This is a genomic window from Klebsiella sp. K5-306 (genome assembly GCF_051835185.1).
Classification (GTDB): Bacteria; Pseudomonadota; Gammaproteobacteria; order Enterobacterales; family Enterobacteriaceae; genus Klebsiella; species Klebsiella oxytoca.
Genome location: NZ_JAIFJY010000001.1, coordinates 726,122 through 752,144, shown reverse-complemented (window position 1 = coordinate 752,144; position 26,023 = coordinate 726,122). Strand labels below are relative to the sequence as shown.

Annotated in this window: 28 protein-coding genes and 2 pseudogenes; 12 read left to right on the top strand and 18 right to left on the bottom strand. The window is 56.5% G+C overall.

Translation table 11 applies throughout. The annotated features are described in order from the left end of the window. Positions 1-30: 30 nt before the first annotated feature. Genes K2184_RS03650 through K2184_RS03640 form a run of 3 tightly spaced genes read right to left on the bottom strand, consistent with a single transcriptional unit; the run spans position 31 to position 2,823 of the window. Positions 31-1,038 carry a FecCD family ABC transporter permease gene (locus K2184_RS03650; protein ID WP_023320998.1) on the bottom strand — a complete coding sequence of 336 codons (1,008 nt, stop codon included), beginning with the start codon at positions 1,036-1,038 and terminating at the stop codon, positions 31-33. Further along, the gene (locus K2184_RS03645; protein WP_017145830.1) at positions 1,035-1,991 is read right to left on the bottom strand and encodes an ABC transporter substrate-binding protein; all 957 of its coding nucleotides are present in this window, start codon (positions 1,989-1,991) and stop codon (positions 1,035-1,037) included. Before K2184_RS03645 ends, K2184_RS03650 begins: the two co-directional genes overlap by 4 nt. Positions 1,992-2,013: 22 nt before the next feature. After that, entirely contained in the window at positions 2,014-2,823 is an 810-nt protein-coding gene (locus K2184_RS03640; RefSeq protein ID WP_004102250.1) for an ABC transporter ATP-binding protein, read from the bottom strand. A gap of 289 nt (positions 2,824-3,112) precedes the next feature. Between K2184_RS03640 and K2184_RS03635 the strand changes: the two genes are divergently transcribed. Beyond that, complete coding sequence (locus K2184_RS03635) at positions 3,113-3,442, top strand: NIPSNAP family protein (RefSeq protein WP_004113205.1); 330 nt, start codon at positions 3,113-3,115, stop codon at positions 3,440-3,442. 107 nt (positions 3,443-3,549) lie between these two features. Here the strand turns inward: K2184_RS03635 and K2184_RS03630 are convergent, their stop codons facing one another. Beyond that, a complete protein-coding gene (locus K2184_RS03630) occupies positions 3,550-4,371 on the bottom strand; it encodes a homeodomain-like domain protein (protein ID WP_016807432.1) in 822 nt (273 codons plus the stop codon). A gap of 154 nt (positions 4,372-4,525) precedes the next feature. Here K2184_RS03630 and celB point away from each other — a divergent pair, with 154 nt between their 5' ends. From celB to K2184_RS03615, 3 genes are read left to right on the top strand one after another with little or no spacing between them, the layout of a single operon-like run. Then, positions 4,526-5,845 carry a PTS cellobiose transporter subunit IIC gene (gene celB / locus K2184_RS03625; RefSeq protein ID WP_004102253.1) on the top strand — a complete coding sequence of 440 codons (1,320 nt, stop codon included), beginning with the start codon at positions 4,526-4,528 and terminating at the stop codon, positions 5,843-5,845. Between the two features lie 4 nt (positions 5,846-5,849). After that, positions 5,850-6,803, top strand: coding sequence for a N(4)-(beta-N-acetylglucosaminyl)-L-asparaginase (locus K2184_RS03620; RefSeq protein WP_163525260.1), 954 nt, complete (start codon positions 5,850-5,852; stop codon positions 6,801-6,803). A gap of 2 nt (positions 6,804-6,805) precedes the next feature. Next, a complete protein-coding gene (locus tag K2184_RS03615; protein WP_163525258.1) occupies positions 6,806-8,263 on the top strand; it encodes a leucyl aminopeptidase family protein in 1,458 nt (485 codons plus the stop codon). Between the two features lie 289 nt (positions 8,264-8,552). Here the strand turns inward: K2184_RS03615 and K2184_RS03610 are convergent, their stop codons facing one another. Further along, entirely contained in the window at positions 8,553-9,752 is a 1,200-nt protein-coding gene (locus tag K2184_RS03610) for an MFS transporter (RefSeq protein ID WP_024274212.1), read from the bottom strand. Between the two features lie 108 nt (positions 9,753-9,860). Here K2184_RS03610 and K2184_RS03605 point away from each other — a divergent pair, with 108 nt between their 5' ends. Continuing rightward, complete coding sequence (locus K2184_RS03605; RefSeq protein ID WP_024274213.1) at positions 9,861-10,817, top strand: AraC family transcriptional regulator; 957 nt, start codon at positions 9,861-9,863, stop codon at positions 10,815-10,817. On the opposite strand, the gene K2184_RS03600 is transcribed toward K2184_RS03605, so the two are convergent. The 7 genes and pseudogenes from K2184_RS03600 to K2184_RS03570 form a co-directional block, all read right to left on the bottom strand. Further along, on the bottom strand, positions 10,814-11,602 hold the full coding sequence (locus K2184_RS03600; RefSeq protein ID WP_016807429.1) for a pyrroline-5-carboxylate reductase family protein: 789 nt from the start codon (positions 11,600-11,602) through the stop codon (positions 10,814-10,816). The genes K2184_RS03605 and K2184_RS03600 overlap by 4 nt on opposite strands. Before the next feature lie 12 nt (positions 11,603-11,614). Next, positions 11,615-12,044: pseudogene (locus tag K2184_RS03595) on the bottom strand (VOC family protein). Beyond that, a pseudogene (locus tag K2184_RS03590) lies at positions 12,032-12,554 on the bottom strand (L-2-amino-thiazoline-4-carboxylic acid hydrolase). The pseudogenes K2184_RS03595 and K2184_RS03590 overlap by 13 nt, the downstream one beginning before the upstream one ends. A gap of 4 nt (positions 12,555-12,558) precedes the next feature. Then, positions 12,559-13,401: a transporter substrate-binding domain-containing protein gene (locus tag K2184_RS03585; protein ID WP_163525256.1), complete on the bottom strand. Its 843-nt coding sequence runs from the start codon at positions 13,399-13,401 to the stop codon at positions 12,559-12,561. Continuing rightward, positions 13,391-14,143: an amino acid ABC transporter permease gene (locus K2184_RS03580; RefSeq protein WP_053064904.1), complete on the bottom strand. Its 753-nt coding sequence runs from the start codon at positions 14,141-14,143 to the stop codon at positions 13,391-13,393. Before K2184_RS03580 ends, K2184_RS03585 begins: the two co-directional genes overlap by 11 nt. Positions 14,144-14,152: 9 nt before the next feature. Further along, positions 14,153-14,851, bottom strand: a complete 699-nt coding sequence (locus K2184_RS03575) for an ABC transporter permease subunit (RefSeq protein ID WP_163525283.1) — start codon at positions 14,849-14,851, stop codon at positions 14,153-14,155. Positions 14,852-14,859: 8 nt separating this feature from the next. Further along, positions 14,860-15,600, bottom strand: a complete 741-nt coding sequence (locus K2184_RS03570) for an amino acid ABC transporter ATP-binding protein (protein ID WP_004102264.1) — start codon at positions 15,598-15,600, stop codon at positions 14,860-14,862. A 333-nt stretch (positions 15,601-15,933) separates the two neighbouring features. Here K2184_RS03570 and K2184_RS03565 point away from each other — a divergent pair, with 333 nt between their 5' ends. Further along, positions 15,934-16,143 (top strand): YdgH/BhsA/McbA-like domain containing protein, encoded by a 210-nt coding sequence (locus K2184_RS03565; protein ID WP_004102265.1) that lies wholly within the window; start codon positions 15,934-15,936, stop codon positions 16,141-16,143. 71 nt (positions 16,144-16,214) lie between these two features. Further along, positions 16,215-16,403, top strand: a complete 189-nt coding sequence (locus tag K2184_RS03560; protein WP_004113223.1) for a hypothetical protein — start codon at positions 16,215-16,217, stop codon at positions 16,401-16,403. Between the two features lie 41 nt (positions 16,404-16,444). Here the strand turns inward: K2184_RS03560 and K2184_RS03555 are convergent, their stop codons facing one another. Beyond that, positions 16,445-16,720, bottom strand: coding sequence for a VF530 family DNA-binding protein (locus K2184_RS03555; protein WP_004102267.1), 276 nt, complete (start codon positions 16,718-16,720; stop codon positions 16,445-16,447). A 271-nt stretch (positions 16,721-16,991) separates the two neighbouring features. Here K2184_RS03555 and K2184_RS03550 point away from each other — a divergent pair, with 271 nt between their 5' ends. The 4 genes from K2184_RS03550 to K2184_RS03535 are packed head-to-tail and all read left to right on the top strand — an operon-like array spanning position 16,992 to position 20,300. Next, positions 16,992-18,020 (top strand): isopenicillin N synthase family dioxygenase, encoded by a 1,029-nt coding sequence (locus K2184_RS03550; RefSeq protein ID WP_016807426.1) that lies wholly within the window; start codon positions 16,992-16,994, stop codon positions 18,018-18,020. Positions 18,021-18,049: 29 nt separating this feature from the next. Continuing rightward, complete coding sequence (locus K2184_RS03545) at positions 18,050-18,856, top strand: MetQ/NlpA family ABC transporter substrate-binding protein (RefSeq protein WP_004134110.1); 807 nt, start codon at positions 18,050-18,052, stop codon at positions 18,854-18,856. Further along, entirely contained in the window at positions 18,853-19,644 is a 792-nt protein-coding gene (locus K2184_RS03540; protein WP_004113226.1) for a methionine ABC transporter ATP-binding protein, read from the top strand. The genes K2184_RS03545 and K2184_RS03540 overlap by 4 nt, the downstream gene beginning before the upstream one ends. After that, positions 19,641-20,300: a methionine ABC transporter permease gene (locus K2184_RS03535; protein ID WP_016807425.1), complete on the top strand. Its 660-nt coding sequence runs from the start codon at positions 19,641-19,643 to the stop codon at positions 20,298-20,300. The genes K2184_RS03540 and K2184_RS03535 overlap by 4 nt, the downstream gene beginning before the upstream one ends. A gap of 31 nt (positions 20,301-20,331) precedes the next feature. Here K2184_RS03535 and K2184_RS03530 read toward each other — a convergent pair whose 3' ends face one another. Continuing rightward, positions 20,332-21,378: an NAD(P)H-dependent flavin oxidoreductase gene (locus K2184_RS03530; RefSeq protein WP_032746019.1), complete on the bottom strand. Its 1,047-nt coding sequence runs from the start codon at positions 21,376-21,378 to the stop codon at positions 20,332-20,334. Between the two features lie 91 nt (positions 21,379-21,469). On the opposite strand from K2184_RS03530, the gene K2184_RS03525 reads away from it, so the two are divergent. Beyond that, positions 21,470-22,306, top strand: a complete 837-nt coding sequence (locus tag K2184_RS03525; protein WP_023329750.1) for a LysR family transcriptional regulator — start codon at positions 21,470-21,472, stop codon at positions 22,304-22,306. Here the strand turns inward: K2184_RS03525 and K2184_RS03520 are convergent. The 4 genes from K2184_RS03520 to K2184_RS03505 all read right to left on the bottom strand — a co-directional run bounded on the left by K2184_RS03520 (position 22,289) and on the right by K2184_RS03505 (position 26,017). Further along, on the bottom strand, positions 22,289-23,476 hold the full coding sequence (locus tag K2184_RS03520; protein ID WP_163525254.1) for a YbfB/YjiJ family MFS transporter: 1,188 nt from the start codon (positions 23,474-23,476) through the stop codon (positions 22,289-22,291). The genes K2184_RS03525 and K2184_RS03520 overlap by 18 nt on opposite strands. A gap of 208 nt (positions 23,477-23,684) precedes the next feature. Continuing rightward, complete coding sequence (locus K2184_RS03515; protein WP_163525252.1) at positions 23,685-24,305, bottom strand: LysE family translocator; 621 nt, start codon at positions 24,303-24,305, stop codon at positions 23,685-23,687. Positions 24,306-24,420: 115 nt separating this feature from the next. Continuing rightward, entirely contained in the window at positions 24,421-24,942 is a 522-nt protein-coding gene (locus K2184_RS03510) for a hypothetical protein (protein ID WP_163525250.1), read from the bottom strand. Positions 24,943-24,964: 22 nt separating this feature from the next. After that, positions 24,965-26,017 carry a fimbrial protein gene (locus tag K2184_RS03505; RefSeq protein WP_163525248.1) on the bottom strand — a complete coding sequence of 351 codons (1,053 nt, stop codon included), beginning with the start codon at positions 26,015-26,017 and terminating at the stop codon, positions 24,965-24,967. Positions 26,018-26,023 lie beyond the last annotated feature (6 nt).

The following is a 26,023-nucleotide window of genomic DNA, read 5'->3' as shown; positions in this document are numbered from 1 at the left end:
GCCGGGCTTGCGGCCCGGCGCTGATAAAGATTATGCCCGGCTCCGGGCCAGCAGAATAATAATAAACAGTCCGCCGATGCCGGCCGTAATGATCCCAATAGGCAGCTCCTGCGGGGCCAGCAGCGTCCTGCTGACAATGTCGCCGCCGCACAGCAGTACAGCTCCCCACACGCCGCATAAAGGCAGCAACCGCAGATGCTTAACCCCGGAAAAGTAGCGGCACATATGCGGCACCATCAGCCCGATAAAGCCGATCACTCCGGTTAAGGCCACCAGCAGCGATGTCGCCAGCGCGCAGCAGAAAAACACCTCCATCCGCAGGCGGCTGACGTTGATGCCCAGCGACTGCGCGGTCTGTTCTCCGGCCAACAGGCCATCCAGCGATCGCCAGCGTAACAGGATAAAAGCGCAGAGAAATAGCAGACTGAATACGGCATAAGGTAAATTATCCCACCGCGCCAGGCCGAGGCCGCCCAGCGACCAGAACAGCACTGAACTGGCGGCCCGCTGGTCGCCGGAGAAAATCAAATAGCTGGTCAGCGCGCCGAATAAAAAGGAGATAGCCAGCCCGCAAATGACTAAATGCTCGGCGCCGCGCTGCTTTTTAAAATGAAACAGCAGCATCACCGCCACCGCAGAGCAGATCCCGCCGACGAATGCCGACACCGGCAGCGTCAGCCCCCCTAGCCGCTCGCCGAACCGGGTAATCACCAGCACCGCCCCCGCCGATGCCCCGGAGGAGAGCCCGAACAGAAAAGGATCGGCCAGATCGTTGCGCGTGGTGGTCTGTAAAAGGCCGCCTACCATTGCCAGCACCGCCCCGGTCAGCACCGACAGCAGCGTTCGCGGCACGCGCAAATCAATGACGATACGGGCCATCATGTCCGAAACTGGCACATCAAGCAGCCGTAAAGCCCCCAGAACCTGCGTCAGCGATAGCGGTACGCTGCCTTTCGCCACGCTGAGCAGCATCAACCCGGCTAACACCGGTAGCGCGCCCCACGCGGCCCAGTAGTAACGATATGGCGTTGAACTCATTGGTTAGCCGCTGGATACATCGCATGGGCCAGCTTTTCGGCCGCTTTAATATTTGCCGGACCGGGCGTCAATTCAGCATACTGCAGCTTCAGATAACGCTGGTGTTTCACCGCCGGGGTCTGCTTCATTAACGGATGATTTTCGAGGAAGCGGCGCAGCGCGTCGGCGCCGCTGCCGGTCTGATAGTCGAGAAGAATAATAAAGTCGGGTTCCGCCGTCGCGACGCTTTCCCATGAGGTGGTGCCCCAGCTTATTTCGAGGCCATCCATGACGTTTTGACCTCCGGCCGCTTCGATAATCGCGGTCGGCATAGCATAGCGCCCGCTGGTAAAGGGCTTGTCTTCGCCGGAATCATAAACAAACACCTTCAACGGCTGCACGCCCTGCGGCGGCCTGGGCAGCGCATTGAGCGTTTTTTTCCAGCCGTCGACCAGCGCCTGCGCTTCCCGCTGTTTGCCGAAAATTTTGCCCAGCGTCAGCTCATCGTTATACAGCAGGTCCATGCTGGCTTTTCGTTTGTCCTTAGCGGTAAACACGCAACTCTCACTCAGAACAAAGGTCTTGATACCGTATTTAGCCAGCACGGAAGGGGTGACTTCTCCGCCCACTTTCATGCCGTAATTCCAGCCAGCGAAAAAGAAGTCCGGATTAGCCGCCAGCAGCGTTTCCAGCGAGGGATACTTCGGCGCCAGCTCAGGAATCGCCCCCATCTGCTGTTTAAATTGCGGCGTCATTTTGTACCATCCGCTAATCCCGGTTAAACCCACGATACGGTCCTGTAAACCGAGAGCAAAAGCCATTTCAGACATATTTAGATCGTGTATGACCGCCCTTTTCGGCGCCTGGGTAAAGGTTACGGGCGTTCCGCAACTCTCAATGGTGACAGGAAAGTCTCCTGCGTTCGCCGCTGTAATAGAAAAAACCGCCATCATGCCGGCAAGCCATTTATTCATTCTTCGTCATCCTCAAAATTGATTACGCATAGCCTGGAACTTCAAAAATCCGCAGCGCCTTCCCGGTCTCGGGATGCGGCACGGTAAAGCTGGTTAAGCCGAAGACGGGATAGAGCTGTTCCGAAATAAGGACGCGCTCGGGCACATCCCAGGCTGCGGCGCGCCCCTGCGATAAAAGCAAAACCCGGTCGGCAAAGGACTCCACCAGCGAAAGGTCGTGCAATACCGCGACGACCGTGATCCCCTGGTTTTTAACTAAAGAAAGAAGCTCAACCCGACCCGGGGGATCGAGATGGTTGGTAGGCTCGTCGAGCAACACCAGTTCTGGCGACTGGGCCAGTACCCGCGCCAGCGCGGCGCGCTGCCTCTCACCGCCGGATAATGCCGATAGCGAGCGCGTTCGCAGCCTCTGCAGTCCCGTATCATTAATCGCCCGGGTCACGATGATGTCATGGTCACGACGCGACATCTCCCTGGCGTGGGGGATCCGCCCGAGGGCGACATAATCCTCAAGCGCCAGCCGCATATCCGGGGCATCATTCTGCGCAAGGACCGCGATCTGCCGGGCACGCTGCTGGCGGGTTAACGCTGAAACCGAGCGGCCATTCAAGCGAATCTCGCCCTCCCGCGTCGTCAGCTGCTGATCTATCGCCCGTAATAAGGAGGTTTTGCCGCTGCCGTTAGGCCCAATCACCGCCAGGCACTCTCCTTTTCTGGCGTGGAAATGAATATCCGTAAGAAGCGCGCCGCCGCCAGGACGCGGTAGCGATGCAATATTGACGCTAAGCACCGCTTCACTGGCCCTACTCCCGTTTGTCAAACGCCTCTCCATTAGCCTCTTCTCCTGCTCTCTGCCGAGCGGCCTGGCAAAATGCGCTCGCAATCAATTATTCTTACCCGCATAGATGATAATCATTATCATTTAAAAAGAAAGGTTAATAGTCACATATTTTATAATGCTTTATTTGTTATAATATAACATATCAATTATTACCGGGCGTTGGCAACCCGCGATCGATAATACTGCCCGGGAGAGGCGTTAGGTTCTGGCGGAGTTGTATTCAGGCCGACGCTGTGTTCTATTGCCAGCCCACTCGGCGGTTTTGAAAGGAAAGTTCAGGATGAAAACGGTAGAGTTTTTGCTTTATACCCTTAAACCCGGTACCGGGAATGATTTTCACCGCATAATGCAGGAGCAAAGCGCCCCCCGCCATCGCGCCGCCGGGATGGATATCGTCTCCTTTGGCAATTCGGTGGAAGACAACGATGCTTATTACCTGATTCGGGCTTATGACGACCTGGCGCATTTAAACGCTTCCCAGGAGCGCTTTTACAGTAGCCCCGCGTGGCGCGAAGGCCCACGTCAGGCCATCATCGACATGATTGCCGTAAGCGTAAAATCGGTTATGGTTCTAAGCGCCAGCGCGGTTGATGGCCTGCGAAACGGCTGACCGGCACAGCGGCTGACGCGGGCCGACAAGCAAAGGGCTTTGTTGCCGTCGGAGAAGGTGACGGTTCTCAGTCAATGCGGAGACCGCCCCTGATCCTGTCGCTGAATTTAGATCTGATTGAGCGAGGCAAGAAAGCCCTGCGGCGTATTGTCACCCAGTTTCTTTTGCGCCCGTCCCTGGTTCCACAGCGTGCACAGCCGCTGCAGCGTTGCGTCAGGCTCATCCAGCGCCGGGATAATATTGGCCAATCGTTCGCTAAGCTGTACCGCCCCGCACTCCTCCGCGATCACCGTTGTGCATGACAAATCCGCGCGTATCGGTTCGAAGCCCTTATGAGCATAAGTCTCAAGACATTGTATCTGCGCCGGACAGGCTTCCAGCGCCTGGTTCAGCCAGCTATCCACCAGCGCGGGCGAAATGCCGGAATAGATACGACCAAAGCACCAGCCGCTGATCGGCTCCTGCGCCCACAGCAGATGATGCTCGCCGCCATCGTCCATCGACAGCGCGAGCTGCCGGTAATGCAGCGTCAGGGTATCCGGCCTCATCCCCGCTTTTAACGCTTTCTTTCCCTGCGGCGCGGCGTTTTTTCGCCCTTCATGGGCCGGACGAAGATAGCGGTTTAGCGTGGCCCGTGAAAGGGTGATACCCAGCCCTTCATTCACCATAAACAGCAGCTCGTCCAGCGGCGCACGCAGTATATCGCGCAGGGCGTTAATCAGCGCCTCCTGCTCTTGTCTCAACACTTTGTGTATCAGATGTGGCGTGGTGTGATTATCTGAAATCTGGCTGCGGTTGCGCCAGCGACGAACCGTAGTGATTGATATACCCAGTTCCTGCGCCAGTTCGCGGTCGCTTTTCGTCGACTCCTGGAGATATTTTCGCGTTCTTGGGGTGGTGGTGGCGTTGGCATGCAGCTTTATTTCCATACAATCCTCGACGGAAAATATAACTAATCATATGAGATATATATAGTTACAGAGAAGACATTGTGAACCGCTTCACCTTTCAGCCCACCGCTTTCTCGCATAATCCGCCATAGATAACACACACAGCCCCTCTCGATCTTGTACGGAGTTCACAATGAACAATGTTCTGGGATTTCTTGAAGCAAAACTGATGCCTCTGGCGGCGAAAACTGCCCAGCAGCGTCATCTCGGCGCTATTCGTGGCGCCTATGTTTCATTCATGCCTTTTATTATTGTCGGTTCAATTCTGCTGGTGATCTCGTCGTTTCCTAATCAGAGCTATCAGCAGTTTATGGCCAGCACCTTCGGCGCCAGCTGGAGTGCGATAATTGAAATCCCGTTCAATGCGGTATTTTCCACGATGTCGCTGTTTATCAGCTTCCTGGTGGCCTACCGCCTGGCGGAGCACTACGGGGATGACCGTATCTCCTGCGGCATCCTCTCGCTGGTGGGATTTTTGATCCTCACCCCCTTTATTAAAGTCGCTGAAAACGGCGGTATCACGGTGATCCCCGTTGAATGGATCGGTACCAAAGGTTTGTTCGTCGCCATGATCGGTTCGCTGCTGTGGACCGAACTCTTCTGCTGGTTAAAGCGCAAGAAGCTGGTGATTAAGATGCCTGACGGGGTTCCACCCGCCGTGCAGGAGTCTTTCGCCGCCCTGATCCCGGCCCTGCTGGTGATGATTCTGATCCTGGCGATTCGCATCGGGTTTGAACACACGCACTACGCCACTATTCACCAGTTCATTTATGAGGTCGTCGCCTCGCCGGTTCGCCATTACGGTACCTCCTATTTCGGCGCACTGATGACCGTATTCAGCATCACTATTCTGTGGTCCGTCGGCATCAACTCCGGTTCAATGATCAACGGCATTATTCGTCCTTTGTGGATGGAAAATCAGACCGATAACATCGCCGCGATTCAGGCCGGCGTGACCCCGCCGCACATTATCACCGAGCAGTTCTTCGATATGATCTGGATGGGCGGCGCGGGCGCAACGCTGTCGCTGGTGATCGCCATGCTGATTTTCGCCCGCAGTAAAAATATGCGCGAGGTCGCCCGCCTCGGGGCCGGCGCTTCCATCTTTAATATCAACGAACCCATCCTCTTCGGCCTGCCGGTGATCATGAACCCGATCATGCTGATCCCCTTTAACCTCGTGCCGCTGGTGCTGGTCACGGTGCAGTACGCGGCGATGAAAATCGGCGCGGTGGCCGTCACCACCGGGGTGTTTATTCCCTGGACGCTGCCGCCGGTGATCAGCGGGTTTATCGTGACCGGACATCTTAGCGGCAGCGTAATGCAGATCCTCAATTTGCTGATTGGCGCCATGCTATACCTGCCTTTCATGCGTATCGTCGATAAGCAGTATCGCGCGGCGGAGACAACCTCCCGTACCGAAACGGACAACACGCTTGCTAAACAGGAGTAAACCAATGTGGGGAATGATTGCCACCTGGCGAATGGCGCTGGAAGGGGTAACGGAAGCCGCGACTGCGCTGGCAGCCGGCGCTGATACCGCCAGCGCCGTGGTCGATGCAGTGGCGGCGGTAGAAGATTTTCCGCTCTACAAATCGGTAGGCTACGGCGGGCTACCGACGGAAAACGGCGAGGTTGAGCTGGATGCCGCCTTTATGCATGGCGATACCCTCGCCTTCGGTGCGGTCGGCAACCTGGTGGATATTGCCAACCCGGTCAAAGTGGCCTACGCCCTCAGCCGCCAGCGCTATAACAGTCTGCTGGTTGGCCAGGGCGCCAGAGAGTGGGCCATCAGTCAGGGATTCGCCGCCAAATCCATGCTGACCGAGCGGGCCATGCAGCACTACCGGAAACGCTGTCGCGAAACGCTGGATAAAGGCCTAAGCCCTTACGACGGCCACGATACCGTGGGCATTATCGGCCTCGACAAACAGGGCTCCATGAGCGTTGCCACCTCGACCAGCGGCCTGTTTATGAAAAAGCGCGGGCGGCTCGGTGATTCTCCGATTATCGGCTCCGGTTTCTACTGCGACAGCGAAATCGGCGCCGCTACGGCGACCGGCGTCGGTGAAGATCTGATGAAAGGCTGTACCAGCTACGAGATTGTCCGGCGAATGGCTCAGGGCATGACGCCGCAGGAGGCGGCGGACTCGGTAGTCTGCGAGCTGGAAGACAAACTGATGTCGCGCTTTGGCCGTGCGGGCGATCTCTCGGTGGTGTGCATGAACCGCCGCGGCGAATTCGGCGCGGCCACCAATATAAAAACTTTCTCCTTTGTCGTCGCCACCGCGACGCAGCCGCTCACCGTATTCTGCGCCGAACGCGTGCAGGAGAAAACCCATTACCGTCCGGTGGACGACGAATGGATGCAGGCCTATGCCGCACGCATTCGCGCCCCCATCGAGGAGTAACCATGCTGGATTATCGCTTAATCAATCAACTGGATAGCGACTGTAACGGCGCGCACCTGGTGACCTGGCCGGGCAGCACGCTGTTAAAACAGGCCCCGCTCAACGACAGCACTCTGCTCACAGAAATGGCGGCGCAGGCCGCCCGCGGCGAGGTGGCTGACACCCGCTTCGGCTGTTCGCCCTTCGCGCGCATCACTCTTATCCCGCAGGCGCACTGGCAGGATGCGCTTAACGACGGGCTGAGCGAGGCGCTGCGGCCGCTATGTAAAAAGCCGGTGAGCGAATCGCTTATCCTTGATTGTTCGCTGGGAAAGACCGCCGGCGCGTTAACCAAAGCGCTGCGCGAACTATTTAATCTCGACTGGCAGCTTGCTGATTTAGGTCTGCATCAGAATACAGCCGTCAGGCCACGCCTGCGTCAGCTGGTCCTCTACGCCTTACCTGAACAGCGGTCGACGCTGGATGCCCTCGCCCATCGTCAACGGGCCACGGCGCACGGTATGCTCGCCGCGCGGCGGCTGGCGGATCTGCCTTCGGAGCAGTGTACGCCGCAATACGTGGTGGAAGAAGCCCGTCGTCTGTGCGCCGATATTCCTGCTCTGCGCTGCGAAGTTCTCGATGAAAAAGCGATTGTCGATCAGGGGCTCGGCCTGCTGCATGCGGTGGGTAAAGGTTCCGAACGCCCGCCGCGCCTGCTGGCGATTCATTATGAGGGCGTCAGCGAGGGCCCGGTTCGCTGCTACGTCGGTAAAGGCATCACCTTTGATACCGGCGGGCTGTGGCTTAAGGAAGGCTCAGGAATGTACACCATGAAGTACGATATGTGCGGTGCTGCCAACGTTCTCGGCCTGATGCTGAGCATCGCCGAGCTGGCGCTACCGGTGCGGGTAATGGGGGTACTGGCGCTGGCGGAAAACGCGATTGGTCCCGGCGCCATGCAGCCGGGCAGCGTCGCCCGGGCCTGCAATGGCCTGACGGTAGAGATCAATAATACCGATGCCGAGGGCCGTCTGGTGCTTTCCGACGCCATTGCCTGGGCCAGCCAGCGGTATCCGCAGGCGCGCTATATTATTGATATTGCGACCCTCACCGGCGCGGTGGTTAAGGCGCTGGGCTATGATTTGAGCGGTTTGATGACCCAAAGCGACACGCTACGAGCGGCGTTGACCGAGGCGGGGTTAAAGAGCGGAGATGAGGTCTGGTCACTGCCGCTGGATAGCAGGCTGAAGAAACAGACCGCAAGCGCAATCGCCGACCTGTGCAACACGCCGGGCAATAACGCAGCGATCAGCGCTTCGGCTGCCTGGCTTTTGCAGCATTTCTGTCCGCCGGAGATCCCGTGGGCCCATCTGGACGTCAGCGGTACAGCGCTGTGGCGAGAAGGTGGTAAAAGCGTCGCTTCCGGTCGGCCTGTTCCGCTGCTGGTGCAGCATCTGCTCGACGATATCGGAGAGAGTTAACCCCTCCCCGGAGGCGATGCTGCGCATCTGTCCGGGCTACGTGTTCTCAGCAGTCAGCGATCCTGTAGCCCGGCTAAGCGCAGCGCGAGCCGGGAAGAAGCCGCAGCAATACCACGTCTCCGCACATTCCCCGGGTTGCGGGTTACCAGCAGCCTGCGGGCCGGTAGCCCGGGCAGGCGCTTTGCGCCGCCCCCGGGAAAAGAGCGCAGAGTGGCAGAATTTCCCGGAGGCGATGCTGCGCATCTGCCCGGGCTGCAAAATCCGCAGGCTCCCTGGCCCGGGAAAGGCCCTACTCCTCGCTCGCCACCGGTTTTACTCTCACCGCAAACAGCACAATCACCATCGCGCTGACCAACAACAAACCGCTGCCGGCGAAAACCCCGCTGGCGCCGTTAAGATCGAACACCGCCCCGCCGCCGGCGGCACCGGCGCTAATCGCCAGCTGGATAGAAGCCACCAGCAGACCCCCCGCGCTTTCCGCCTCATCCGGCACCGTGGTGGCAAGCCAGGTCGACCAGCCCACCGGCACCAGGCCAAAGGCGAAGCCCCACATTGCCACCAGCAGACCGTCCAGCAGCGCGAAGTGGCCGAACGTCACCATCATCAGCGCCAGCACGCTCATCGCCAGCGGTACCAGCGCCAGCGTCATGCGCAGGCTTCTGGCCAACAGATGTCCGGCAATCGACGTGCCGATAAAGTTCGCCACGCCAAAACCGAGCAGGATCAGGGAAACCCCTTCGACGCTGGCCTGCGCCACGGTTTCGAGGAACGGACGCAGATAGGTAAAGAAGGCGAAGTGGCCGCTAAAAATCAGGATTGTCGCCAGCATTCCGCCAACCATGCCCGGACGGCGCAGCACTTTAACCAGGGTGGCAAAGCTGCCCGCGCTCTCCGGCCGCATGGAAGGCAGAACCCACAGTTGCCAGAGCAGCGCAACCACGCTCGGCAGCGCACAGATAAGAAATACGTTGCGCCAGCCGATCAGCGCGCCGAAATAGCTGCCCAGCGGCGCGGCAACCACCGTCGCTATGGAAACGGCGGAAAAGATAATCGCCAGCGCTTTCGGCACCATCGCCGCCGGAACCAGACGCATGGTGGTCGCAGTCGACATCGACCAGAAGCCGCCGATGGCGATCCCCAGCAGCAGGCGTCCCAGCAGCAAAAACTCCAGCGAACCGGCGAAGGCCACCATCATGCTGGAGATAATTTGCAAAACGGAGAAAAACATCAGCACCCAGCGGCGGTCAATATTTCGCGTCGCGGTGGTGATCAGCAACCCGGTAACTAACGCTACCAGCGCCGTCGCGGTCACCGCCTGCCCCGCCATGCCTTCGCTAACGCCCAGGCTTGCCGCCATCGGCGTCAACAAACTGGCAGGAAGAAACTCGGCGACAATCAGGCCAAATACTCCCAGCGCCAGCGCATAGACGGCGCGCCACGCGGGCCTGGCGTTGGCCAGGCTCTCTTCAGCTGCAATGCAGGAACTCATAAACATCTCTCCAGAACAATTAACATTTCGTTAAGGTTAGGCGGTTCTGTTCGGACGATCTATGATACATACTCTGTGATTATTGATAATTCGTCCGGGAATGATGTTATGACTCAGCACGCCCTCGATCTCACCAGCGAACTTCTGCGCGGCATGCGCCTTTCCGGCGTCAACTACCGCCGCATCGAAACCTCGCGCCCTTTTGGCGTCGAATTCGGCTTCGTACCTGGTAAAGCGCAGTTCCACTTTATCAGCCGGGGACCGGTACTGCTGCGCATGGTCAGCGGCCAGCGCCTGATGCTGCAGAGCGGCGATGCGCTGTTTATTCCTAACGGCGATGGTCACGTGCTGCTCTCCGATGACCAGGCAACGGTGGTTAACGTCTCCAGACTGCCCAGCGAACCGGTTTGCGACTCGGTAAGCTGCGTCAAAAACGCCTGCGACGACGCGAAAAGCGACAGCGCCATTATCTTCAGCGCCTGTATGGACTTTGAGCTGGGCGGCATGCAGCCGTTAGTCAAAGCGATGCCCGAAGTGATGCTGGTCAGCAGCCTGCTGACCAGCCGTCCGGAGATCCCGCCGATGCTGGCAGCCATGGAACGCGAAAGCCTCACTCGGCAGGCGGGCTACGCCGGTATTCTGGCGCGGCTGGCCGATGTGGTCGCCGCGCTGATTGTCCGCGGCTGGGTGGAGTGCGGCTGCGGCAACGCCACCGGCTGGGTACAGGTGCTGCGCGATCCTAAACTGGCTAAAGCCATTTACGTTATGCATCAGCAGCCGGGCATTAACTGGAAAGTCGAGGATCTGGCCCGCGAAGCGGGAATTTCGCGTTCGGTATTTGCTGAACGCTTCCTCTCGGCCACCGGCACCACGCCCGCCCGCTATCTTACCGAGCTGCGTATGCGCCTCGCGGTGCAGTACATTTCCCATGAGGGTCAGGCGCTGGAAAAAGTGGCCTTCAGGCTGGGGTACAGTTCTCATGCCGCCTTCAGCCGCGCCTTTAAACGCATTATCGGAAAGGCGCCGGGCGCGCTGCGCGATCCGTCGCGGGAAGAAGGATTTTAGCACTGTCCCAGTTCACGGGTGCGCCTGACCGCCGCCTGTACGCTGCGCTGAAGCCCCGCGGCAAAATCGCTGTTGTTCAACTCATACAGACCATGGATCCCGACTCCTGCAGGGGAATTGTTGATATCCAGAAGCTGGCGCGGATGCTTCTGGCTTTGGCGCAGCATCTCGACCGCGCCGAGCAGGTTTTCCAGCACCACCTCCGTTGCCTGGGGTCGAGGCAGTCCCGCCAGTACGCCGGCATCGGTAAGGGACTCAATAAAGTAGTAAATATAGTTAGGTCCCGCGACGCCAAAGCCGGTAAAGATATCGATCAACCGCTCAGGCAGATACAGCACTTTGCCAAAGCCGCGCAGAAACGGCTCGATCTCAGCCGCGCTGGCGTGGGCGTTTAAGGTCACGCCGCTATAGCCAAATCCGGTATCGGTCAGGGTATTGGGGATCGCCCTGGCAATCGGCGTTGCCGCACCAAACAGGGAGGCCAGCTTTTCCAGGGTCACCCCCGCGATCAGAGATACCACCGTTGTCGAGCCGTTTAGCTGCGCACGCACGCGGTTCGCCACCCCCGCCAGATCGTCCTGCGGACGGATCCCCAGCACCAGCAAAGAGGCCTCGTTTACACCACCGTCGCCCGACAGCCGATAACGGGCGCGCAGAGCCTCGACTCGCGTGCTGTCGATATCCTCGAGCGAGATCGCGTCCGCCCGCAGCGCACCGTGGCTTAATGACGCGCGAATAATCGCCTCCGCCATCTGTCCGGCGCCAATAAAATGGATCCTGGCCATGAGTATTACTCCTTATTCAAAAAGATATTCGCCGTTGCCAACGCGAAAGCGTCGGCCTTTGAGCGCCGGGTCGGCAACGCGAAACCCCAGTTCAGTCAGTTGATTCGCCGCGCCCTGGAGGAAAAGTAACTCTCGACCGCCCACCGCCAGCCCCTGCGAATGGAGCGCAGCGCCACCCGATACAGCGCTTCATTATCCGGCACCAATCGTGACGCATCCCGGGAGAGTAAAAACGTCTCCGCGGCGGAAAGTAGCTCTGTATCATCGGCAATCGTCAGAAATTCGATCCAGGTCAGACCGAAATAGCTCAGCACATTTCAGGTCCCCAACCCGGGTGGCGCCCACCGGCCACCGCGTTGAGCTTTTGCCCGCATAACACCTGAACCGCCGCTTCCGGCTGATTAACAAACTGGACCGCGTGGTCCCACGTTAAGGTTGCCATTCGCCCTCCCGCTCCTCTGCCTGATAAAAACGCAGCCGACAGGCGGCATCGCCGCGAGCCAGCGCGGTCTGCACCTCTAAATGCAGCCCCGGAAACGCGTCAGTTAGCGCACGATCGCCTTCCATGCAGATATCGCACAGCGTCTCAATTTCGCTGGCGCCAGCAGTTGACATAGGGACAGTAGTGAAACAGGACGATAAATTCGGCCCGGCTGGCGCTAACGGGCTCCATCTCATAAACCTGAGATTCCAGACCGCGGGTAAACAGCCCGGCAAACTCCTGCAAATCTTTTCGATCGCGCATTTGCGCGCGCAGCTTATGCCCGATATCGCGGCCATAGTGGCGTATTGCTTCACGGACAGAATCATCCGCGATATCGCGCTGTCGGCTTTCGTCCAACAGGTAACCGATCGTTGCCGCGCGTTTTTCAGTAATGGCGCGCAGCGCCAGGGTCACCTCATCGTTTAAGGTGGCGGCGTTATGCGCCGGTTCCGAGCTTATTTGCGTCATGCGCTTATTCCCAGTCGGTATTTACTTTCACGTCGCTGGCGCCCGGCAGGGCATATACATCTTCGGCGTACCATTTCCGCGAGAGGTCAGCGAGCGTGCCGTCCTTTTTCAGGGCAACCAGTTGCGCGTTAATCGCTTTGATTAGCTGCGGATCGGTATTTTTTTTATACAAATAGACGTTAGGAAACAGGCCGACGGAATCCGAAGCTTTCAGATTAAGATTTAGCGCCTTATTTAACGCCAGCAGCGCGCCAATAGGATAAATCGCCGCATCGTATTCCCCGGAGGCTACCGCTTTAAAGATATCGGCGGCAGACTGCTCGCCGTTGGGCTGCAGGTTAATTTGTTGGCCTGGATGTTTTTTATTGTAGTTTTCAATCACCGTATAACGGGCGTCGGAGGTATGAATCGGCACCAGTTTTTTCTTACCGCTGGCGAGATCGCCAAGGTTATGAATATCGTTCTCATCGTTACGTACAATCAGGCGTAAATCGCTGATCCCGGTCGGCTCGCCGGAGTGGTCGTATTTTTCCGCCCGCTCTTTGGTGAGATAAAAGTGATCCGCCGCGAGGGTATAGGCGCCGGTCGATAGGCCGACGATCATCGCATCGCGAGAGACCGCATTAAAATGAAACGTATAGTCCGTTAACCGCTGGTCCAGCACCTTTAACAGGTCGCCATCGTAACCGGTAATATTGTTGTTATCGTCAACAAAGCTAAAGGGAAAACCGTTAGCATTGACGACAACCTCAACCGTTTTCGCGTTTGGGCTTTTTTCAACCGCCTGCGCGGCGTCCATTCCCATTGCCAACACCAGCGCACTCACCAGTAAAATTTTATTTTTCAAAATACCTTCCCCAAAATGATAACCGTGGAACACTCTTTTCTGCGTTGCCTTGCCAGCGGACGCTCAGAAATCTTTCTGCCCTGCGCAATGCTCTGGCAATCGCCAGGCACAGCACGATATAAATCACCAGCACGACGCAGTAGGCTTCGACAAAATGAAACCCGCGCGCGGCGGCGATATTGGCTTTCGCCATCAGATCAACAACGGTGATGGTGTAAACCAGCGAAGTGTCTTTAATCAGATCGATCAGCACGCTGGTAAAGTTCGGCAGCGCGGATACCGCCGCCTGTGGAAAAATAATGCGTCGGAACTGCGTGAACCCGCTCAGCCCGATAGACCATGCAGCCTCGCGCTGCCCCTTATCAACCGCGTTCCATCCCGCGCGAAAGGTTTCGGCGAAATACGCGCTGAAGATCAGCGACAACGCGGTGACCGCCGCCGCCAGCGGCGAAAGTTTATAGCGGTACATCGTGTCCTGCGGGCCGCCGAACAGCCCGGCGGCAATCCACGGCCAGACGTAAAAAAAGAAATACAGCATCACCAGGACCGGGACCGAACGGCCAAAGGAGAGGAAAACCTTCGCCAGCCATTGAACGCCGGGTACCTGACGAATAATCGTCCACGCCAGCGCTGCGCCCAGCAAAGTGGAAAACAGTAAGGATAAAAACGTTATCGTCAGGGTGACCGGCAGCGCGCTTAAAATAAACGTAAAATTGTCCCGAATGAACGCCAGGCTAAACATGTTAATTTATCACTCCAGCAGGAACTGATATTTCTTTTCAATACGAGTGGTAAAATAGAGAATAATACTATTTAGCACCCAGTAGACGATAATAACGCTAATAAATGCCGCGACTTGTTTAGCCCCGTAGCTATTTTGCGAAATCTTTTGTGCACGGCCAAAAACATCCACAATGCCAATAATATTGACCAGCGAGGTCATTTTCACGAGATTAATTAAAAGATTGCCAAAGACGGGAATAGCAATAATAAGTCCCTGGGGGAAAATAATCCGTCGTATTCCCTTATGCCAGGGAATATTCAGGCTGATAATGGCCTCTTTCTGGCCGCTATCCACCGCGCGCCACGCTGAACGCATCATTTCTGCAAAGTAGGGACTGATGCTGACCGAGATAGACAGCACCGCAAAGGTGGTATCGCTAATCCACAGCGGCGGCAGCGCCAGCGCGGTCAAAATTAATTTGCCGCCGAAGAAAAACAGCAGGATCAGCAGCGCCAGAGGCGCGCCGCGCAGAATGTCGGTATACCCCTTTGCCGCCGCGCTGAGCGGCTTAAAGCGGCTAAACTGCAGCAGCACAATCAGCAGCGCGATCGTCAAACCAAGCAGCAGCGACGCCAGCGTTATGCCGAGAGTCACGGGTAAATTTTCCAGCAGTTTCGGCACTATTCCGGCGATATCCTGCCAGCTAAACAGCGGGTTATTGTTCATCATCAGCCTCAGGCATGATAGTGCAGTTGCGCAAGAAACGCCCGGGTTCGGCCCTGCTGCGCTGCACCAAATATCTGTTCCGCCGGGCCCTGTTCAACGATTTCACCGTTTTCCATAAATACCACCCGGGAAGCGACCTGACGGGCGAACGCCATTTCGTGGGTCACGATGATCATCGTCTGGCCCGCGGCGGCAATGGTCTGAATAAGCTCCAGCACTTCACCGACTTTTTCCGGATCCAGCGCGGAGGTCGGCTCATCCAGCAGCAGAACGGCGGGGTTAATCGCCAGCGCCCGCGCAATACCGATACGCTGCTTTTGGCCGCCGGAGAGACTGTGCGGATAGTGGTCTTTTTTATGCAATAACCCCACCTGCTTTAAGAGTCGTTCAGCAATAGCCAGCGCCTCCTGCCGCGGGCGCTTTTTAGCGTATATCAGGCCTTCGGTAATATTTTGCAGTGCGGTGAGATTATGAAAAAGATTCCACGATTGAAAAACCATAGCGGTTTTTGAGCGTAGTTTTTCAATCTCCTTTTTTCCCGCTTTTGCGCAATCCAGCGCCACGTCATCTATTCTTATTTGCCCGCTATCGGCAGGCTCTAAGAAATTAAGTGTACGTAATAGCGTGGTTTTCCCTGAGCCGCTGGGGCCAATAATGCAAATAATCTCGCCGGAATGAATGCTGAGGGATACCTCTTTTAGCACTCTTTCACCGGAGAAGCTTTTACTGATCTTATTGAGCGTTATCATAATGAGATATTCGTGAATAATGATTATTTGCCGCACACCGGCAATTATTGCTGTACAAAAACTATATTGCCGCCGTTCAGATGATAGCAAACAAGAAAATCATCTATCGAAAGTCAAAAAATAACTTTTTATATATTTGTTATGACAATGAGGCTGGATTGTAATCAAACTTTATTAGCAAAACAGGATAGCGTTAACCGATAATTTTTATTCAGATTTATTGAACAATGAGAACAAATTGTTTCGATTTTAATCATCTCGTCGCCGTCATATCATTTATCACATCGGGGCAACAACGCTCCAACACTGACAAAACGCTTAAGGAATACGACCATGAAATCCATCAAAACTTTCGTTGCAGTTGCCGCACTCTCTATGATCTCTTTCGGTACTTTTGCGCAGAGCATTAGCGCCAGCGCTTCCACACTGGACCGCGCAGAAGCCAAAATTGCCGCTCAGGCCGCAGAGCAAGGCGCGTCTTACAAAATCACCAGCGCTCAGTTCAATAACCGCGTGCATATGACCGCTGAGCTGACGAAATAAAATTTGAAACATTGCCGGGCCGCCGGAAGACACAGGCGACAGCGACAACACGATGAAATAAGGAACAAAATATGAAAAATATCGGCGTAGTCACCGCACTGCTGTTAGCCGCTACCCTTTCGTCCGGCGCGATGGCCGCAGAGAATAGCTTTGCGCGCCCGGAGGCAGGTTCAAATATCGATACATCTGTGCAGCAGAATCATATTGATGTCAGCCATGCCTTTGATAAAGAGAGCCTGACCGCAGGCAATCTTCAGTAAAACACAGCACAGGGCGCGCGCGGAATTATCCGCTGCGCGCCTTACTTTTTCTGCCAGTGTGCCCACGGATTATCCGCCGGCGCTTCCGCTTTTGCCGTATCGGTATCGGACAGCGAATCGATATACAGCGCTTCCACTTCTTTGCGCGCCCACGGCGTACGGCGTAAAAACTTCAGACTCGATTTAATGCTCGGATCGCTTTTAAAGCAGTTAATGTTGATGCGTTTCGCCAGTTCGGCCCAGCCATATTGCGCGACCAGCGCGTTTAACAGCGCCTCCAGCGTGATGCCGTGCAGAGGATCGTTTGGATGCTGCATTGCGTCTTGTTACCTGATTTAAAAATTTTGCTCACCATACTGTCTCCCGACGCTATACGCAACCTGCCTTATCGCCCCTTATCCAGAATTCGCAAAAGCACAGAACCCTCCACGGTCATAAATTAGAAAAGAACGTTATTGGTTGAATATTTTCGCTTAAGGCAAGCTGGCCTCAACCACCCGACTGAGGAATCGATCATGCGCTGTTGTTGTCCCCGAACCCTGAACCTGAATCGACGAAAACACCTGAATACCGCCTTCGGAGAAGACAATGAACGCGACAACCTTACCGATACTGGATCTTGCCCGCTACGCGGACCCCGCTGAAAAAGCGGCGTTTCTCGCCGACCTGCGCCACGCCGCCCGCGATATCGGCTTCTTTTATCTGATCAACCACGGCGTTGATGAGTCGCTGCAGCAGGCCGTGCAGCAGCAATCCCGCGCCTTTTTTGCCCTGCCCGACGATCAAAAGCAGAGGGTGGCAATGATTCACTCTCCGCATTTTCGCGGCTACAACCGCGCCGCTTCTGAATTAACCCGCGGTCAACCCGACTGGCGCGAGCAGTTCGATATCGGCGCCGAGCGCCCGGCCCTGCAGCTTAGCGAACGCGCCCCGCGCTGGCAGCGTCTGCAGGGGCCGAATCTCTGGCCAGAGGCGTTGCCCTCGCTCAAACCCACATTACTGACCTGGCAACGGGAAATGACCCAGGTTGGGATCACCCTGCTGCGCGCCTTCGCCGAAGCGCTGCGCCTGCCGCAGGATGCCTTCGATGGCCTGTATGGTGATAAGCCCAATGAACATATCAAGCTGATCCGCTATCCCGGCCAGCAGGAGACCCAGAGCGCCCAGGGCGTTGGCGCGCATAAGGACTCCGGCTTTCTCAGCTTCCTGCTGCAGGATGAGCAGAAAGGATTGCAGGTCGAAGTCTCTCCTGACCGCTGGATTGACGCGACCCCGCTGGCGGGCAGCTTTGTGGTGAATATCGGCGAGCTGCTGGAGCTGGCGACCAACGGCTATCTGCGGGCAACGGTGCACCGGGTCGTTTCGCCGCCCGCCGACCAGCAGCGGCTGTCGATCGCTTTCTTCCTCGGTGCCCAGCTGGATGCCGTGGTCCCCGTCTACACCCTGCCCGATGAGCTGGCCCGCGAAGCCCTCGGACCAGATAGCGACCCGCAAAACCCGCTGCTGCGCGAGGTGGGCTGGAATTACCTGAAAGGGCGTCTGCGCTCGCATCCTGATGTCGCCGAGCGCTACTACCAGGATGTTTTTCGCGAACGCGCCGAGCAATTGATCGTTTAAACATAACAACAAACACAAGGAATAAGATGATGAAATATGCCGCATTTAAACTGGCAGGGGTTGCACTGTCTCTCTCTCTGGCCTGGACTTCCGCTCAGGCCGCCGCGCTGCGCGTCGCCGCCGACCCGGTGCCGCACGCCGAAATTCTTAACTATATTAAAAAGATCGATCCCAGCCTCGACCTGAAAATCGTCGAACTCACCAGCGGCGTAAACGCCAACGAGCTGTTGGCTAACGGCGACGTCGACGCCAACTACTTCCAGCACGTCCCCTATCTGAAAGATCAGGAAAAAGCGCTGGGCAAAACCTTCGCCGTCGCGGCGACCGTCCATATTGAGCCGCTGGGGATCTATTCGCGCAAGCATAAAGATTTTAAATCGCTGCCCGAGAACGCCACCGTGGCGGTACCGAATAACACCACTAACCTGAGCCGCGCGCTATTCCTGCTGCAAAATCAGGGTTTGATTAAGCTGGCGGCAAAATTCACCGACCCGGCGACCACCCTGGCAACGCCAAAAGATATCGTGGAAAACCCGAAGCACCTGAAAATCCTTGAGATTGAATCCCCGCAGATCCCGCGGTCGCTGGATGACGTTGACCTGGCGGTGATAAACGGCAACTACGCGCTGGAAGCCGGGCTGGTACCGGCCAAAGACGCGCTGGGCCTGGAGAGCGCCACTAACAACCCGTACGCTAATATTCTGGTGACAACGCCGGCGCTGGCGAACGATCCGCGCATCAAGGCGCTGGCCAAAGACCTCACCTCGCCGCAGGTCGCTGAATTTATTCGTAAGCAGTATAACGGCTCGGTGATCCCGGTTGCCCCTCAGTCATGATTGAGATTGTCGGGCTGAGTAAAACCTATGCCGGAACAGGCCGACCGGCGCTAAACGATGTCTCTCTGCATGTGCCGGGCGGTGCCGTTTACGGCATCCTTGGCCGCAGCGGTGCGGGCAAAAGTACGCTGATACGCTGCCTGAATTTGCTGGAGCGGCCCACGGCGGGCCGCATTATTGTGAACGGGAATGATATTACCCGGATGGATAAAAGCGCGCTGCGCGAATACCGGCTGCGCACCGGCATGATCTTCCAGCACTTTAATTTACTTCACGCCCGCAGCGTCGCTGACAACGTCGCGGTGCCGCTGGAGATAGCCAAAGTGCCGAAAGCGGCCCGCCAGGCTCGCGTGGCGGAACTGCTGGAGCTGGTCGGGCTGGCGGATAAAGCCGCCGCCTTCCCGTCTCAGCTTTCCGGCGGGCAAAAGCAGCGCGTGGGGATCGCCCGCGCGCTGGCCGCACGGCCGGATGTGCTGCTGTGCGATGAGGCCACCAGCGCCCTTGACCCCGAGACCACGGCCTCGGTGCTCAACCTGCTGGCGGACATCAATCAGAAGCTGAACCTCACCATCGTGCTGATCACCCACGAGCTGGAAGTGGTGAAAACCCTCTGCGACCACGCGGCGCTGCTGGAGCACGGTGAGATTATTGAAAGCGGCAGAATTGCCGATTTGCTGGTGGCGCCATGGTCGCGGCTAAGGCAGTCGCTGCTGCACGACCCGCAGGCGGAGCGGGACTTCCTCGCTCGCCACGGTTTACACGGGAGGCCCTTATGCGGAGTAGCATGAGTTGGGAAGATCTCTGGCCGCTGTTGTTTCAGGGCACGGTGGATACCGTTTATATGGTCGGCCTGGCGGCGCTGTTTACCGTGCTGCTCGGGCTGCCAACCGGCGTGCTGCTGTTTGTTTCACGCCGCAACGGGCTGGCGCCGATGCCGAAGCTCAACGCCATCCTGGGCGCGATTATCAACTTTGGTCGTTCGCTGCCGTTTATCGTGCTGCTGATCGCGCTGATTCCGTTCACCCGGTTGATTATCGGCACCACCCTCGGCAGTACCGCCGCGGTGGTTCCGGTCACCATTGGCGCCTTTCCGTTCTTTGCGCGGCTGACTGAAAATGCGCTGGATGAAGTGGACTACGGGCGTATCGAGGCGATTTTATCGATGGGCGGCAATATCTGGCACGTCATCTTTAAATCGCTGCTGCCGGAAGCGCTGCCGACCCTGCTGGCAGGCATCACGCTGACCATCGTCATGCTGATCGGCTTCTCTTCGATGGCGGGCGTGATTGGCGGCGGCGGACTGGGCGATCTGGCTATCCGTTACGGCTATCAGCGCTTTAATAACGAGGTGATGGTCGGCACGGTGCTCATTCTGGTCGCGCTGGTACAGGGGGTGCAGATGGCAGGCGACCGTCTGGTTCGCGGCCTCGCCCACCGCCGTTAACGATGAGCGGATGGCCGCGCGCCATCCGCGATTAAAACCCGCTTTCGCTCACCAGCTTTCGTATCAGCTCCGCTGCCGGCAGCTCGCGAATCAGGCTAACGCCCTGTCCGGCCCAGTGGGCGCCGAATTGACGATTTCCCTGCGCTTTTGCCGCCGATGCCAGCGCTTTACCGGCATCATAAGCTACGGGATAAGCCGGAACGAGATGCGGATCGTTTATTTCACGCCAGCCGTTAACCAGACATCTTGCCGGACGTCCGGAGATCGCCGAGGTTAAAACCGTTTGCCCATCAGGCGCGCCTTTGATGGCCTCACGATAGCCGGCATCCGTGGACGATTCCGGGCAGAGCAGAAACGCCGTTCCCAGCTGCGCGCCGTCTGCGCCCAGGTTCATTACGCAGTTGATTCCTGCGCCGTCCATGATGCCGCCTGCCGCAATAATCGGTAGATCAGTATGCCGTCTCATCGCCTGAATCAGGGTAAAGGTGCTCATCCGTCCGTCTGGCCCCAGGGGGTCAAAGATGCCGCGATGGCCGCCAGCCTCGTAGCCCTGGGCAACCACTATATCGACTCCCTGCGCCTCGGCCAGCAGCGCCTCTGCCACGCTGGTCGCACTCGCCAGGGTAACGATACCCTTATCCCGCAGTCGGCGAAGCGTTTCACGATCCGGCACGCCAAAATGGAAGCTCACCGCCGCCGGGGCAAGATCGAGCAGCAGCTCGGCCATTCGCGGCTGCTGATTAAAACTGAGGTAGATTTCCGCCAGCGTCTCCGGCGGATGGCTGGCGAAGCGGGCAAATTCCGGGCGCAGCCGGGCCAGCCACCCGGCTTCACGCTGCCGATCCCTTACCGCTGGTGCGTGGCAAAACAGGTTGACGTTAAACGGACGGCTGGTTAAGCGACGGGTCTGGTTAATCAGCGCCTCAGCCTGCTCTATGGTTGACGACCCCAGCCCCAGCGAGCCGAGCGCGCCGGCGCCGCTGACCGCTGCCGCCAGTTCCGGCGTCGACACGCCAGCCATCGGCGCCTGAATAATGGGATAATCAATAGCAAGCTGCTGCGTCAGCCGGTTTTTCATGGTTTGCCCTGTTAAATTTGTGCATTCGGGCCATTAAAATCTCTTTTAGAGATGATAAGATCAACATTATTTTCAATTTAAGAATAAAAATATGAACCACACCACATTAGAGATTTTTAAAACGGTGGCGGAAGAGCGCAGCGTGACTCGCGCGGCAAAACTGTTGGGACGGGCGCAGTCCAATATCACCACCCGCATTCACCAGCTGGAAGAGGAGCTGGGCGTTGAGCTGTTTGCTCGCGGCAATAAAAGGATGCTTCTGTCCCCCGCCGGCGAGCATTTTTTGGGCTACGCGCTGAGAATCCTCAGCCTGGCCGAGGAGGCCAGACAGGCGCTGCACCCGGCGACGCCGGGCGGTAATCTGCGCATGGGGGCGATGGACGCCACCGCCGCAAGCCGCCTGCCGCAGCTGCTTCCCCGCTTTCATGCTCAGTGCCCGGAGGTCAAACTGACCCTTAAGACCCAGCCAACCCGGCAACTTGCTCAACAAGTACTGGACGCCGAGCTCGATTGCGCGCTGGTGAGTCTGCCGCAGGGAGCGCCTCCGCCTGACGACCTGGAATTTGTCCCGATCTTTCAAGAACAGCTGGTGCTGGTGCTTCAGGCTCACCCGCAACCTTTTCGTTTTGCCGCCTTTGCGGAGGGTTGTACCTACCGGGCGATGGGGGAAGCGTTTCTGGCGCAATCAGAGGAGGCGGAGATCGAGATCCAGGATGTCGGCTCCTACCACGCGATGCTCGCCTGCGTTGCCTCCGGCGGCTATGCCGGCATCGTGCCGCAGAGCGTGCTTGAGACTCTGACGCTGCCCGAAGCCAGCCAGCTGCAACCGGTTGGCCAGGCGATCACCCAGCTTATCTGGCGCAAAGGCTACGCCTCCCCGGCCCTTGAGAAGATGCGCCAACTCCTTGAATCAGCCTCCGACCTTTGACGCTCGCCCCGCCCCCGCTGCCACCAGCGCAGCGGCAGCCAGCAGCGCTATAGCCGCCGCGCTGAGCGAAGGATTAAACGACCCGCTGCGGTCATACAGCGCCCCGGCAACCAGCGGGCCGACAATTTGCCCGATGCCGTAGGTTGCGGTCATAGCGGCAATCATATTGAACGAAACCAGATGATTCAGCCGCCGCCCCTGGGACAGCGCGATGGTCACGGTGCCCAAAAAGGTGCACCCCACCAGCAGCGCGCTCAATATGCAAAACGGCAACGTATGACTCCACGCCGGAAGGATCACGCCAACGGCCTGGATCAGCAAATTAAGGGTAAACGCGCGGCGGTAGCCAAGCCTGATGACCAGCCGATGCCAGAGAAAACAGGAGGGGACGGCGGCAAGACCGAAGATGGCCCAGATCTGCACCGGATCGATAGCGTTCAGCGAACCGCTGAGAAACAGCGGGAGATAGGTGGCGGTAATAATGTAGCCGAAGCCGGCCAGGCCATAAATCAGCAGCAGTTTCCATGCCTCGCGCACCGGCCCCTCGGCCTGCTCATGCTGTGCGGTTGCTGCGGGTTGATAAGCGATAAGGTAGTCTGCGGGGCTCAGCAATAGACGCAGCGCGAGGATAAAAAGCACGCCGGCGCTTAGCGCGCATATTAGCCAGATCTGCTGGCTGGAGAGCGCCAGCGCCTTCCCCAGGGAGATAAATTCCGCCGACAAAAATATGCCCATTCCGACGCCCGAAAAAAGCACCGGCGCACCGTTTGGGTGCTTCATATGCTGGAGCAGCCAGAGTGAGGCGGCAATCAGCGTCACCGCGCTTAATAATCCGGCAATACCGCGAACCGCGATAATCGCCAGCGGAGAAACTAAAACCGCCAGTAAAGCCAGGCACAGTAGCGTCAATAGCGCGGAAAGCAGGCTCAGCCATCTGGCGTCCGTGGGTCTGGCTTTCGCCAGCAGCAGCGCCCCCGCCAGATAACCGGCATAGTTTGCCGAAGCGGCGAGATTACCTTCGCGTAGCGTCAGTACCTGTTCATTAAGCATCAGCGGCAGGATCCCGGTATAGGCAAACCGGCCATAGCCCATACCGACGATCAGTACCACCGATCCGGCCAGCGCCAGCAGAAAGGCCTTCCACTCCGGCCTGAGTTGAAAAACGTTCACCCACTCCCCTCCATTATTATTCTCAAAAAGAGAATAATTTTTAATATTATTCTCTTTTCATTATGATTGCGATTAACCCGACGCGCAAGCAACGCCACGCGACAGCGCGCGGCCTCCAGGAGAAGAAATTTACGGCAAAGGTCGGTGGATGCTTCGGTGAGCAACGAAATGTGGGAGCGAGAAGCTGGGCATCCCTGCCCGGCAGGATTTAGCGGTGGCTAAAAGCCAGCCTGGCAGCAAACAGCACAAAGAGGCCGCCGGTCGCGCGATCCATCCACCGAATGAACAGCGGCGTTTTTAATAGCCGAGCGGCAGAGCGGCTGGTCACAATCAGCGTTAATGACCAGATTGTGCCGATCGCCACATGAATGGCGACCAGCAGGAACGTCCAGGCGATGGGCGAGTGCCCTGCCGGAATAAACTGCGGCAGGAAAGAGACGTAAAAGATCCCCATTTTCGGATTGAGCACATTCCCCATCATCCCTTTTACAAACCAGTTACCTGCCGGGGCCGCCGCCCTGTCCTGATGAACCAAATGACGACGCGGCTTGAGAATTAACTGAATGCCCAGCCAGCATAAATAGACGGCCCCGCACCATTTGAGCAGGTCATACGCCAGTTCCGATGCCGCCAGCAGCGCCCCAAGACCGAAGGCGACCGCAGCTCCCCAGATAAAACATCCCGTATCAATACCCAACGCCGCCTGAAAGGCTTTTTTTCCGCCTTCAACGGTCGCGGTTCGTAAAATTAGCGCGGTATCCAGGCCTGGGGTAAGGGTGAGCAACAGGGCAGCAAAAGAGTAAGCAAACAGGGAATCTGCAACGGACATTTTCTCTCTCCGAAAGCGAAGATTCTAGATAAAACATATTCCAGTGGCAAGCGAAGAATCCCCAATCCTGACGTGCAGTTTTTCAACCATGACGGTAGTCATAGATTAATTTTTGCTAATCCGCGCTTACGTTAAAAAAATGGGGTCGGCGCCTGCTCATATAGGTAATCCACCAGAGAAACCAACGCCGATTTGGAATACTCATCTTTTGCGTAAAAGTATAAACTTTTCGCCGCAGATTCTTTTCATTAATGTTAAGTTCATTTGCAGCCATTCGATAATTGCTTGTTTTACATAACATACTGAAAATTCTTCGCTCATCTTCTTTTAAATTATTAAGAAAGTAGCAAAATTCACACCTGTCTTGAGAGCGATACTCTCGATATAAATTAAGTTTCTTAATGATAGTTACCAGAGAATCCTTAAGGCTAATATGGCGTTTGAGAAACATATTTTCCGCCGGAGGCGAGACGCCTACAACGATATATTTGCGGGTTAAATGGCAATAGCATTCTGACTGCAAATGCATCGCTGGCAGATAGATAAAAGATCTACCGCGATAATATTTATCAAGTTCTCGTTCCAAAGCTTTAAGGCCGTTCAGCGCCAGCGGACTCACTTCCCTTTCTTGCTGCATAATACTTTCCTGAAAAATGCTTTTATTTATACTGAACGGTATACAAAAGTTTACTGTTCGCCTGCCCGGCACTAACATTGCTATCAGTCTGGATATAACGAGCATAGAGCGGAATGTTAATCGTATTGGCTCCGGCTTTATTTTCCCCAGTCCATGCCAGAGAGGACCATGCCTGTTCCGACCGGGTACGGGATATCTGTACGCCAAGACCGGTGGCGCCACCGCTGTCCAGCGCCATGATGCCTCGCGAGCTGTCAACAAAACCATTAACGGACTCCAGAGATACGGAATAATAATTATCAGGTCTGGTGGTCGTAGTGATATTGCCCGTTATATAAGAATCCGCAACATTGTTGTAAGCATTGCGAAAAGTCGTATCACAGGTCAGTACAATACTGGCATCCACCCACGGCGTCGTTGAGTTACCGGTGAAATCGCCGGTGGTATATTCTCCCAACCAGATATCTTTATCCTGAGCACTACAGCTGGGTACAACATAACTTACAGTGCCTCTGAAAGCCATTTTAGTAATTTGCACCGCGCTGCTGTTGAATGCACCGCTGCTGGATTCTGTTGCGTAGAAACTCACCACCGGCAGCGTCGAGGCATCTAAGACGCCGCTAATCGTAGAGTTATTTAACTTAATTAGGTTCATGTTAACTTCAGGCACCAGGACAATATCTGCGCCAGTTGAGCCTACCTCCATGCCGCTTGAATTACTACGAGTATAATATACCCCCAGGCCGTTAATATTAGTTTTATACACCGGCGAACCATTAACAAATACGCCGGTAGTACCGGAGGTATTTTCTATTTTATGGACCCAGTAAATCGTGCCCGTAGCGCAACGTACCGCTGCGGCATCAAAATATTTCCGCACACTCAATAAAACATTATTGTTATGTACATTAGGAGAGATCCGATTAATTGGCAACGAATACGTTTGCAGCGCAGCAGGTGCTGGCGTACTGGTTATAGTGCAGGCCGCTTGAGCATTGGGGGTGACAAAAAATAAGACGACCAGCCCCGAGAACACCCCAGCCGGGAGGCTATTTTTTTTGATAATTTTGCACATAATCAC